The sequence below is a fragment of the Actinacidiphila cocklensis genome, from assembly GCF_907177275.1.
Classification (GTDB): Bacteria; Actinomycetota; Actinomycetes; order Streptomycetales; family Streptomycetaceae; genus Actinacidiphila; species Actinacidiphila cocklensis.
In genome coordinates this window covers 167,218-178,610 of the sequence record NZ_CAJSLV010000046.1, presented here as the reverse complement: position 1 = coordinate 178,610, position 11,393 = coordinate 167,218, and the positions used below count along the sequence as shown (strand labels likewise).

Here is an 11,393-nt window from a genome sequence, read left to right as displayed (position 1 = left end):
CGCGGCCGTCGCGCCCGCCGACCGCCCGGCGCCGATCGACGGCGCCGCGCTCGCCCGGGAGATCGCCGGCCGCGGCTGCGTCCTGCTGCGCAACGCGGTCTGCGGCGAGGCCCCGGTGCTGCCGCTCGACCCCGCCGCTGCGCGCGGCGGCATCGCCCTGATCGGTGCCGCCGCGCGCGAACCGCGCATCCTGGGCGGCGGATCGGCGCAGGTCTTCCCCGCCCGGGTGGTCTCGCTGCTCGACGCGCTGCGCGAGGCGCTGCCCGCGGGCGTACCGCTGGGCTACGCGCTCGGCGCCGACCCGAGCGAGGAACTGCCGCCCGCCGCCTCCGGGTTCGCCCTGCGGGCGGTGGCCCGCGCGGCCGACGGGCGCGAACTCGGCTCCGAGGCATTGCCGTCGGGCCAGGTGCAGTGGTTCGGCGAGATGCCGGAGGGCATCGACCACGACGAGGTGCACACCGTCGAGGTGTGCGGCACCTTCACCCCCGCGGTCGGCGGCGAGCACCGCTTCGGCACCCGCGGCACCGGCGCCTTCACCCTCGCCGTCGCGGGCCGGGTCCTCTACGACGGTCCGCAGTCCGACCCGCACTCCGACCCCTTCGAGGCCTTCTTCGGTACGCCGACGGAGCGCGGCACGGTGCGCCTCGCGGCGGGCGAGCCGGTGCCGGTCAGCCTGCTCTACGCGCCGCCCAAGGACGTGGAACTGCCCATCCAGGCCATCGGGTGCAGCCTGCTGCACGGCGAACCCGAGCGGGACGAGGAGGAGTTGCTGGCCGAGGCGGTCGCGGCGGCGCGGGCCGCGGCCACGGCGGTGGTCGTCGTCGGCACCACCGAGCGCGTCGAGTCGGAGGGCTTCGACCGGCGGGACCTGCGGCTGCCCGGGCGGCAGGACGAGCTCGTCGCGCGGGTCGCCGCGGCCAACCCCCGCACCGTCGTGCTCGTCAACTCCGGTGCGCCGGTGGAACTCCCGTGGCGGGAGGACGTGGCCGCGGTGCTGCTGTGCTGGTTTCCGGGGCAGGAGGGCGGCGCCGCCCTCGCGGACGTGCTGCTCGGCGAGGTCGAGCCGGGCGGGCGGCTCCCCACCACCTGGCCGGTCCGGCTCTCCGACGCGCCCGTCACCGAGGTCGCCCCGCGGGACGGCGTGCTGTCCTACGACGAGGGGGTCCTCGTCGGCTACCGCGCCTGGGAGCAACCCGGGGTGCCCGCACCGGCGTATCCGTTCGGGCACGGGCTCGGCTACACGTCGTGGGCGTACGAGGAGCTGATCGCCCTCCCGCCGTCCGCGGAGGCGGATCTGGCGTCCGTGACGGTCCGGGTCCGCAACGTCGGCCCCCGGGCCGGGCGGGAGGTCGTCCAGCTCTACCTCGACGGTCCGCAGGGGCGGCGGCTCGCCGGCTTCCGCTGCGTCACGGCCGCTCCCGGCGACGTGGCCGAGGCCGTCATCCCCGTGCCCCGCAGGGCGGCGTCCACCTACCAGCCCGGCGCGGCCGCCTGGCAGCTCCCCGCAGGCCCCTTGGAGCTCTCCACCGGCCCGCTGACCATCACCCTCGCGTAGGGCCGGGGGACAGGCGCGTCACTGCTGCGGCCTGAAGGCCACCGCGGCCAGCAGGGCGGCCAGTTGCTCCTGGCCCTTCTCGTTCGGGTGGAACCAGTCCCAGCTGCTCAGCTCGTCCGTGCCGAAGCGGTAGCCGAAGACGGCGCCGCCGTCGTAGCGGCAGCGCACGTACTGCCCGCAGACCTGCCCGAGCACCTCGTTGTAGGCGACCACCCGGTCGCGGACCGCGGTGCGCCGGGACTTGGCGGCGGCGCTCTGCGAGTCGGGGTCGTCGAGCATCGTCGGGCACAGGCCGAGCTTCCAGACCTCCTTGCCCAGCACGTTGGACCGGCCCACCGACCACAGCCGTTCCAGGTCCGGGATGCTGGCCACCAGGATCTGGGTGGCCGGCAGCGTCTTGTGCAGATACGCCATCGCGGCGGCGAAGTCGCTGCGGAAGTCGGCGACCGGCGTCATCGTGCCGAGCCGCGAGGCGCAGGCGTCGTTCGCGCCGATCAGCACCGTCACCATGGCCGGCCGGTGGGCCGCCGCGGTCCGCGCCTGGTCCTGGAGGTCGGCGACCCTGGCGCCGGTGCCGGCGAGATTCCAGCTGCGGGTGGCGGGCGCGGCCGTGGTCAGCCGGCGGGTGAGGCTCCCGACACCGGTGCGCGAGCCGGTCGCCCACGACACCTCGGGGCAGTCGGACAGCGGCTTGCAGGCGTCGAAGCCGCGGGTGATGGAGTCGCCGAGCGCGGCCACCGACGCCGGGTGGACGTTCCACGGGCGGGCCGGGGCGGCTGGCGCGGCGGGCGCGGGCTTCCGCGCGGAATGCGAGGTGTGTGCGGTGGGGGACCCGGTCGTGGGTGCCCGCTCGCCGTCCGGCGAGCCGCCCGAGGAGCATCCGGAGAGGCATCCGCCCAGCAGAACGGCACCGACGGCCAGTACAAGGCCGGGTCGCAGCAGCGGTCGCATGCGGCACTTCCCTCCGACGATGGGGTGACATCCGGTAACAGCCCGACGGTACGTCACGCTCTCGTAGACGCCGCACGGTAGCTTTTTCCCTGACACCCGGATCGATGTGACGGGAGGTCGACCGCGACCGGGCGTCAAACCGTCAGTAGTTGTCCTGTTTGCCGCGAATAGTGCAGAATGTCTCTCATGTTGCCCCGGAGCAGCCGGTTCGGGTGGTGAGGCCGCTGGGGAAGGCGAACCTCGTCCCACACTGGAGGTACCGGTGACGACCCGTGGTGTTCTGTACGTGCACGCCGCACCGCGCGCGCTCTGCCCGCACGTCGAATGGGCTGTGGCGGGCGTCCTCGGCGTGCGCGTCAGCCTGGACTGGATCCGGCAGCCGGCCGCGCCGGGGACCTGGCGGGCCGAGTTCTCCTGGCAGGGCGAACCCGGAACCGCGTCCAAGCTGGCGTCCGCGCTGCGCGGCTGGCAGATGCTGCGCTTCGAGGTCACCGCGGAGCCGTCCGCGGGCGCCGAGGGTGAGCGCTACAGCGCCACACCGGACCTGGGCATCTTCCATGCGGTCATCGGCATGCACGGCGACATCCTGATCCCCGAGGACCGGCTGCGCGCCGCCATGCAGCGGGCCGCCGTCGGCGAGGCCGATCTGGAGACCGAGCTGTCCCGGCTGCTGGGCAAGCCGTGGGACGACGAGCTGGAGCCGTTCCGCTACGCGGGTGAGGGCGCGCCGGTCCGCTGGCTGCACCAGGTCGTCTGACACACGCTCAGCCGGGTGCCGCCGGGTCCGGCCTGCGGCACGTAACCTGCCGTCATGTCCGACTCTCTCACCGTCGCGGTCCTCGGCACCGGCCTCATGGGCGCCGGGATGGCCCGCAACCTGTCCGCCGCGGGCCACGACGTCCGCGCCTGGAACCGCACCCTGTCCCGCGCCGAGCCGCTGGCCGCCGACGGCGTACGGGTCGTCGCCGACGCCGCGGAGGCCGTACGCGGCGCCGACGCCGTCCTCACCATGCTGCTCGACGGCCCCGCCACCCGCGCCGTCGTGGAGGGCGCGGCCGAGGCCCTGCGCCCCGGCGCGGTCTGGCTGCAGACCGGCACCGTGGGACCCGAGGCGCAGGCCGGGCTCGCCGCGTTCGCCGCCGAGCACGGCCTGCTCTTCGTCGACGCGCCCGTCCTCGGCACGCGACCGGTCGCCGACGCCGGGCAGCTGAACGTCATGGCCGCGGGTCCTGACGCCGCCAGACCCGTCGCCGACAAGGTCTTCGACGCGATCGGCGCCAGCACCCTGTGGCTGCCGGGCGACGCGGCCGACGGGCCGGCCAGCCGGCTCAAGCTGGTCATCAACAACTGGGTGCTCGCCCTGACCGCGGCCACCGGCGAAACGCTGGCCCTGGCCAAGGCCCTGGGCGTCGACCCCGACCACTTCCTCGGGACCATCGAGGGCGGCGCCCTGGACGTGCCCTACCTGCGCATGAAGGCCGCGGCGATCCTCGGCGGCGACTTCACCCCCAACTTCACGGTCGAGGGCGCCGCCAAGGACCTCCGGCTCATCGCCGCGGCCGGCGAGGCCGCCGGAGCCCGCATGGACCTCGCCGCCGCCGGCGCCGCCCGCTTCCAGCGCGCCGCCGACCAGGGCCACGCCGCCGAGGACATGGCGGCAGGCTATTTCGCCAGCTTCGGCCCCTGACACAGCGAACCCGGGGGGACGGCCCTGACGGGCCTCCTCCCGGGTTCGCCGGTAGCCATCGAGCCGAAGGGAGCGCCGGTGCCGAAAGGGAGAACGCGCGCAGGCCCCGGGGAACGAGGGGTCGAGCACGATCGACCGTCGACACCGGACTGAGGCGACCGGAGGCGAGAGGGCGGCAGAAAGAACGTCAGCTCTCGAAGCTCCGCAGGGCCAGGACGACGTTGTGGCCGCCGAAGCCGAAGGAGTCGTTCAGGGCTGCGATCGTGCCCTCGGGGAGCGGGCGGGGCTTGTCGCCGACGATGTCCGCGTCCGCCTCCGGGTCCCGCTCGACCAGGTTGATCGTCGGCGGGGCGATGCGGTGGTAGAGCGCCAGCACGGAGGCGACCGTCTCGATACCGCCGGCGCCGCCCAGCAGGTGGCCGGTCATGGACTTGGTGGCCGAGATCGCCATGTGGTCCACGTCGTCCCCGAAGACCCGGCGCAGCGCCTTGATCTCCGCGACGTCACCCTGCGGGGTGGACGTGGCGTGCGCGTTGACGTGCACGATCTCCGCGGGCTTCAGGTCGGAGCCGTCCAGCAGGTGCTGGAGCGCCGCCGCGATACCGCGGCCGGTCGGCTCCGGCTGGGTGATGTGGTGCGCGTCGGCCGAGATGCCCTGGCCGACCACCTCCGCGTACACCCGGGCGCCGCGCGCCCTCGCGTGCTCGACCGACTCCAGCACGACCACGCCGGCACCCTCGCCGAGGACGAAGCCGTCCCGCCCGGCGTCGTACGGACGCGAGGCACCCTGCGGGTCGTCGTTGTTCTTGGACATCGCCATCATGTTGCCGAAGGCGACGATCGGCAGCGGGTGGATCGCCGCCTCGGTGCCGCCGGCCACGACCACGTCGGCGCGGCCGGTGCGGATCATCTCGACCGCGTAGCCGATCGCCTCGGCGCCCGACGCGCACGCGCTGACCGGGGTGTGCACACCGGCGCGGGCGTTGATGTCGATGCCGACGTTCGCGGACGGGCTGTTGGGCATGAGCATCGGCACGGTGTGCGGCGAGACCTTGCGCACACCCTGGTTCTTCAGCACGTCGTACTGCCCCAGCAGCGTGGTGACACCGCCGATGCCGGACGCGACGACCGCGCCGAGCCGGTCGGGGTCGACCGCCGGGTCCTCGCCCGCCTTCGCGGTGAAACCGGCGTCCGCCCACGCCTCGCGGGCCGCGATCAGCGCGAACTGCGCGCTGCGGTCCAGCTTGCGGGCCAGCGGCCTGGGCAGGACCTCCCCGGGCTCCACGGCGATCTGCGCGGCGATCCGCACGGGCAGCTCGGCCGCCCAGTCCTGTTCCAGCGGGCGCACGCCTGACCGGCCGGCCAGCAGCGCCTCCCAGGTCGACGCGCTGTCGCCACCCAGCGGTGTGGTTGCTCCGATACCGGTGACGACCACGGTGTGATTGGTCGGGCTCACAGGAATTGTCTCTCCACGTCTAGAAGGGCGGGTGACAGGCGCGTCGACCCGGTTGCCGATCCCGCCGGCCTCGCGGCCGAGGGATCGTTTCGGCGAGCGGTCTCAGACCTGCTGCGCCTTGAGGATGTAGTCGGCCGCGTCGCCGACGGTCTTGAGGTTCTTGACGTCGTCGTCCGGGATCTTCACGCCGAACTGCTCCTCCGCCGCCACGACGACCTCGACCATCGACAGCGAGTCGACGTCCAGGTCGTCGGTGAAGGACTTGTCGAGCTTGACGTCCTCGGTGGGGATGCCGGCGATCTCGTTGACGATCTCGGCGAGACCGGCGACGATCTCTTCCTGGGTGGCCATTTTGTACGGCGCTCCTTGATGTGTAACCGATGGCGCGGCGGGCGGGACTGCTGCGCCGCGAGGGTGTGTGACTAGGGGAGAGTAACCACAGTCGCCGCGTAGACCAGACCCGCCCCGAAGCCGATGACCAGGGCGGTGTCCCCGCTCTTGGCCTCGCCGGTGGCGAGCAGCCGCTCCATGGCGAGCGGGATGGACGCGGCGGAGGTGTTGCCCGTGGTCTCGATGTCGCGGGCCACCGCAACGTGCTCGGGGAGCTTCAGCGCCTTGATCATCGAGTCGATGATCCGCATGTTCGCCTGGTGCGGGATGAACGCGTCGAGCTGGTCCGCGGTGATCCCGGCGGCGTCCAGCGCCTCCTGGGCGACCTTGGCCATCTCGTAGACCGCCCAGCGGAAGACCGCCTGGCCCTCCTGGGTGATCGCCGGGAAGCGCACCTGCTCGCCGGGCGTGTCCCGGTAGACGTCCCAGGAGATCGTCTGCTTGATCGTCTCCGACTTGTCGCCTTCCGAACCCCACACCGTGGGGCCTATGGCGGGTTCCTTCGACGGGCCGACGATGACCGCGCCCGCGCCGTCGCCGAACAGGAAGGCCGTCGCGCGGTCCTCCAGGTCGGTCAGGTCGCTCAGCCGCTCCACACCGATCACCAGCACGTGCTCGGCGGTGCCGTCGGTGACCATGCCCTTGGCGAGGGTCAGGCCGTAGGTGAAGCCCGCGCAGCCCGCGGAGATGTCGAACGCGGCCGGCTTGCCCGCGCCGATGCGGTGCGCGATGTCGGTGGCGACGGCGGGGGTCTGCTTGAAGTGCGAGACCGTCGCGACGATGACGGCGTCGATGTCCGACGCGCTGATCCCGGCGTCCGCGATGGCCTTGCCGCCGGCGGCCAGCGACATCTCCGCCACCGTCTCGTCGGGGCTCGCCCAGTGCCGGCTGGCGATGCCGGACCGCGACCTGATCCACTCGTCGCTGGAGTCGATGGTCTCCAGGATGACCTCGTTGGGCACCACGCGGGTGGGACGGTAGCCGCCGACACCGAGGATGCGTGCGTACGGGGAGCCCTTGCTCGGGCTGATCTTCGATGTCATCGCTGCGTCGGCTCCTGTTCGGGTGAGGCTTCTGGTACGGCGTCCGCAGCCGCGGCCTGCGCCGCGACCTCGGCGACCAGCGCGCGGGCCGCGTCGAGGTCCTCGGGCGTCTTGAGCGCCAGCGTCCGCACCCCGGGCAGCGCCCGCTTGGCCAGACCCACCAGCGTGCCGCCCGGCGACACCTCGATGATCGCGGTGACCCCGCGCTCCTTGAACGTCTCCATGCACAGATCCCAGCGGACCGGATTCGACACCTGCGCGACCAGCCGGCGTACGACGTCGGCGCCGCTACCGACCGCCTGCCCGTCCGCGTTCGAAACATACGGCAGCGCCGGGTCCGACACGGTCAGGGAGGGGGCGAGCGCCTCGAGAGTCGCGACCGCGGGGGCCATGTGGGCGGTGTGGAAGGCGCCCGCGACCTTCAGCGCGATCACCCGGGCCTTGTCCGGCTTGTCCTCGGCGAGGGCGGCGAGCTGCTCCAGCGTACCGGCGGCGACGATCTGGCCTGCGCCGTTGATGTTCGCCGGGGTCAGCCCCAGGCCGGTCAGGTGGGCCACGACGGCGTCCGGGTCACCGCCCAGCACCGCGGACATGCCGGTCGCGGTCACCGCGGCGGCGTCGGCCATCGCACGGCCGCGGGCCGCCACGAAGGTCATCGCGTCATGGGCGGACAGCACGCCGGCCAGGACGGCCGCGGTGATCTCGCCGACGCTGTGTCCTGCGACCAGGTCGGGGGTCAGCCCCAGCTCGCCCGCGGACAGCAGGCCCGCGGCGACCAGCAGCGGCTGCGCGACCTTGGTGTCGCGGATCTCGTCCGCGTCCGCCTTGGTGCCGAAGCGGGCGAGGTCGAGCTTCGCCGCGGCGGACCAGCCTTCGAGGCGGTCGGCGGCGCCGGGGAGGTCGAGCCAGGGAGCGAGGAAGCCGGGCGTCTGTGCGCCCTGGCCGGGAGCGACGAGTACGAGCACCTTCACACTCTCTCTCGCGAGCGGGGATGACCGCCCGTGGGGACAGGGACCAAGAACTGTCAGGTGATTTGTGGGTGTCCCACAAACGCTCAGCTTTGGCGCTCCGTATCGGACAGCCTGCCCAGGATGAGGGCGATGCGGAGGGTGAACGCCGAACGTACGTCGGAGGGTGACCAACCGGTGACATCGGTCACACGTCGCAGCCGGTAGCGGACGGTATTGGGGTGGACGAACAGCATACGGGCGGCACCTTCGAGTGACGACGCCTGCTCCAGATAGACACTCAGCGTCTCCAGCAGCGCGGAGCCCGCTTCTTCCAGAGGCCTGTAGATCTCCTCCACCAACTGCTCGCGCGCATGGCGGTCACCCGCCATCGCACGCTCCGGCAGCAGATCGTCGGACGACACCGGGCGCGGCGCGTCGGGCCACGCGTGGCAGGCCTTCAGCCCGGCCGCCGCGGCCTGCGCCGAGCGGGTCGCCGACAGCAGGTCGCCCACCACGGGACCCGCCACCACGGGGCCGGCCGCGAACGGGCCGATCAGCGCCTTCGCGACCCGCAGCGGGTCGTCGTCGCCGCCGGCGACCACCACCAGGCGCTCACCGAGCACCCCCGTCAGGACCTGCAGCTTCGCATGCCGGGAGGCCCGCCTGATCGCCTCGACGGTCAGCTCGCTGTCCCCGTTCGGCGCGGTGCCGAGCACGACGACGATCTTGTCGGGGGAGTTCCAGCCGAGCGCCGCGGCCCTGGACAGCACGCCCTCGTCGGCCTCGCCCGACAGCACCGCGTTGACCACCAGCGACTCCAGCCGCGCGTCCCAGGCGCCGCGGGCCTCAGCGGCCTGCGCGTACACCTGTGCGGTGGCGAAGGCGATCTCCCGTGCGTAGACGAGCAGCGCCTCGCGCAGCACCCTCTCGTCGCCGGGCGCCGCCACCTCGTCGATCGCGGCCTCCATCACCTCGATCGTGGTCCGCACCATCTCCACGGTCTGCCGCAGCGAGATCGCCCGGGTCAGCTCCCGCGGGGCGGTGCCGAAGACGTCCGTGCTGATCGCCTGCGGGGCCTCGGGGTGCCGGAACCACTCGGTGAACGCGGCGATGCCGGCCTGCGCCACCAGGCCGATCCAGGAACGGTTCTCCGGCGGCATCGCCCGGTACCAGGGCAGCTGCGCGTCCATCCGCGCGATGGCGTTGGCGGCCAGCCGCCCGGCGGACTTCTCCAGTCGGCGCAGCGTCGCGGAGTAGTCCCCGCGAGCGGGTTCGGCGGGGGTTTGCGGTGACTGAGAGGCGTTCGGCACGAAGCCAAGCCTATGGGGTCGGTTTTTCCGGCTTCCCCGGGTCGTGCCGCCCCCGCTCCCCGCGGACTACGGTGGAGGCATGATCGACGTGCGCCGGGGCGCCGACCGCTACGCCGGCGGAGAGCAGGACGCCGGGGTCGACACCCGGCACGCCTTCTCCTTCTCCGGCTTCTACGATCCCGGCAACGTGCGCTTCGGGCTGCTCGCGGCCTGCAACGAGGAGCGGTTGGCGCCGGGCGCCGGATTCGCCGAGCACACCCACCGGGACACCGAGATCGTCACCTGGGTGATCGAGGGCGAGCTGGAGCACCGGGACGCCGAGGGGCGGGTCGCGCGGCTGCGGGCCGGCGACGCGCAGTGGCTCAGCGCCGGCAGCGGGGTGCGGCATGTGGAGCGCAACGCGGGGGAAGGGGTGCTGCGCTTCCTGCAGATGTGGCTGCACCCGGACGTCTTCGGGGTACGCCCGGCCTACGCCGCCGTGACCTCGCCGGTCCCCGCGGGACCCGGGCTCACCCTGCTGGCGTCCGGGGCGCCCGACGCGACCCCGCCGCTGCGTCTGCGGCAGGCCGCCGCGGCGCTGCGGGTCGGCCGTCCGCCTGCCCCCGACCAGGTTGCGCTGCCCCCGGCCGCCTTCTCCTACCTCCACGTCCTCCGAGGATCCGTCCGCCTCGCCGGTGAGCTTCTCCACCCGGGTGACGCGGTTCGCCTTGCCGGCGAGGAGGGCCTCACCGCTTCTGCCGCCGGCGGCGCCGAATATCTTCTCTGGTCGATGCAAGCGGAGCCGGCGCCGGCCTGAGGGGGCTCCCCGTGAGTGCCCCTTCCCCCGGCCGCCGAGACCTTCCCTCGGTTCGTGGCTTGTCTCGCAGTTCCCCGAGCCCTTGGGCGGGTGCCGCTTGCTGTGGCGTCGCCTACTTTCCCGCCGTCCGGGCTGGGCGCGCAGTTCCGCCCCCAGAGCTTCGCGCTGGGGGCACCCCCAGCGCCCCTATTGGCCTGCGTCCTCCTGCGCCCAGCGTTCACCCCTGGCAGGGGCGTGCCTTCTGCGCGGAGGCACGCCCCTGCCAGGGGCGCGGGGAACTGCGCGACAAGCCACGACGCACCGAAAGGCGCGAGCCCCCAGGGGCTCGCGGAACTGCGGGACAAGCCCCCACCGGGGGAAAGACGCGACGCCACCGCGAGGGGCAGCCGCTCAGGCGCTCAGGTCGGAGAGGATCGTGTCGGTCAGGGTGGGCCAGAGGGGGGTGGTCCAGGGGCCGAAGGGGCGGTCGGTGAGGACCGCGCAGGCCGCGCCCGCGGCGGGGTCGAACCAGAGGAACGTGCCCGCCTGCCCGAAGTGGCCGAAGGTCGTGGGGGCCGACCGCGCCCCCGTCCAGTGCGGCGACTTGTGGCCGCGGATCTCGAAGCCGAGCCCCCAGTCGTTGGGGTCCTGCATCCCGTAGCCGGGCAGCACCCCGCGCAGCCCGGGAAATGCCACCGACGTGGCCAGGGCCATGGAGGACTCGTGCAGCAGCCGCGGCGCCAGCACCTCCGCCGCGAACCGCCCCAGGTCCGACGCAGTGGAGACCGCACCGGCGGCCGGGGAGCCGTCGAGCCGCGTGCCGGTCATCCCGAGCGGGTGGAGCACCGCCTCGTCCAGGTAGGACGCGAAGGGCATGCCCGCCGCCTTGGCGATCGTGTCCGCCAGCACCTCGAACCCGGCGTTGGAGTAGATCCGCCGGGTGCCGGGCGCCGCCTGCACCCGGTGCTCGTCGAAGGCGAGGCCCGAGGTGTGCGCCAGCAGGTGCCGTACCGTCGAGCCCTCGGGACCGGCCGGGTCGTCCAGCTCGAAGACGCCTTCCTCGTACGCCACGAGCGCCGCGTACGCGGTGAGCGGCTTGGTCACCGACGCCAGCGCGAAGTCCTGGTCCAGCGGCCCGTACGACCCCGCAAGGGTGCCGTCGCGGCGTATGACGACGGCGGCCGCATGCGGCACCGGCCACTGATCGATCAACCGTAGGCTGTCCATATGGCGAGCCTAATGGCCCGCACTTGCCTGGAGTGCACTCCAAGGTCTT

Annotated in this window: 11 protein-coding genes; 4 read left to right on the top strand and 7 right to left on the bottom strand. The window is 73.3% G+C overall.

Annotated features, from left to right (window positions below; all coding sequences use genetic code 11):
• Positions 1-1,555 (top strand): glycoside hydrolase family 3 C-terminal domain-containing protein (locus NFU81_RS10350; RefSeq protein ID WP_251487847.1); only part of this gene is annotated, 1,555 nt, incomplete at its 5' end.
• A gap of 18 nt (positions 1,556-1,573) precedes the next feature.
• Here NFU81_RS10350 and NFU81_RS10345 read toward each other — a convergent pair.
• Positions 1,574-2,506: an SGNH/GDSL hydrolase family protein gene (locus NFU81_RS10345; RefSeq protein WP_251487845.1), complete on the bottom strand. Its 933-nt coding sequence runs from the start codon at positions 2,504-2,506 to the stop codon at positions 1,574-1,576.
• Positions 2,507-2,768: 262 nt separating this feature from the next.
• Between NFU81_RS10345 and NFU81_RS10340 the strand changes: the two genes are divergently transcribed.
• Both NFU81_RS10340 and NFU81_RS10335 read left to right on the top strand, forming a co-directional pair.
• Positions 2,769-3,263 carry a DUF3145 domain-containing protein gene (locus NFU81_RS10340; RefSeq protein ID WP_251487843.1) on the top strand — a complete coding sequence of 165 codons (495 nt, stop codon included), beginning with the start codon at positions 2,769-2,771 and terminating at the stop codon, positions 3,261-3,263.
• Positions 3,264-3,317: 54 nt separating this feature from the next.
• A complete protein-coding gene (locus NFU81_RS10335; RefSeq protein WP_251487841.1) occupies positions 3,318-4,193 on the top strand; it encodes an NAD(P)-dependent oxidoreductase in 876 nt (291 codons plus the stop codon).
• Between the two features lie 187 nt (positions 4,194-4,380).
• Here NFU81_RS10335 and fabF read toward each other — a convergent pair whose 3' ends face one another.
• The 5 genes from fabF to NFU81_RS10310 form a co-directional block, all read right to left on the bottom strand.
• Positions 4,381-5,649 (bottom strand): beta-ketoacyl-ACP synthase II, encoded by a 1,269-nt coding sequence (gene fabF / locus NFU81_RS10330; protein ID WP_251487839.1) that lies wholly within the window; start codon positions 5,647-5,649, stop codon positions 4,381-4,383.
• A 102-nt stretch (positions 5,650-5,751) separates the two neighbouring features.
• On the bottom strand, positions 5,752-6,000 hold the full coding sequence (locus NFU81_RS10325; RefSeq protein WP_251487837.1) for an acyl carrier protein: 249 nt from the start codon (positions 5,998-6,000) through the stop codon (positions 5,752-5,754).
• 71 nt (positions 6,001-6,071) lie between these two features.
• The gene (locus NFU81_RS10320) at positions 6,072-7,082 is read right to left on the bottom strand and encodes a ketoacyl-ACP synthase III (protein WP_251487832.1); all 1,011 of its coding nucleotides are present in this window, start codon (positions 7,080-7,082) and stop codon (positions 6,072-6,074) included.
• Positions 7,079-8,047, bottom strand: a complete 969-nt coding sequence (locus tag NFU81_RS10315) for an ACP S-malonyltransferase (RefSeq protein WP_251487830.1) — start codon at positions 8,045-8,047, stop codon at positions 7,079-7,081. The genes NFU81_RS10320 and NFU81_RS10315 overlap by 4 nt, the downstream gene beginning before the upstream one ends.
• A gap of 89 nt (positions 8,048-8,136) precedes the next feature.
• Positions 8,137-9,342, bottom strand: a complete 1,206-nt coding sequence (locus tag NFU81_RS10310; RefSeq protein WP_251487827.1) for a PucR family transcriptional regulator — start codon at positions 9,340-9,342, stop codon at positions 8,137-8,139.
• 79 nt (positions 9,343-9,421) lie between these two features.
• Between NFU81_RS10310 and NFU81_RS10305 the strand changes: the two genes are divergently transcribed.
• A complete protein-coding gene (locus NFU81_RS10305) occupies positions 9,422-10,138 on the top strand; it encodes a pirin family protein (protein WP_251487825.1) in 717 nt (238 codons plus the stop codon).
• A gap of 390 nt (positions 10,139-10,528) precedes the next feature.
• Here NFU81_RS10305 and NFU81_RS10300 read toward each other — a convergent pair whose 3' ends face one another.
• Positions 10,529-11,344 (bottom strand): serine hydrolase domain-containing protein, encoded by an 816-nt coding sequence (locus NFU81_RS10300; RefSeq protein ID WP_251487823.1) that lies wholly within the window; start codon positions 11,342-11,344, stop codon positions 10,529-10,531.
• Positions 11,345-11,393 lie beyond the last annotated feature (49 nt).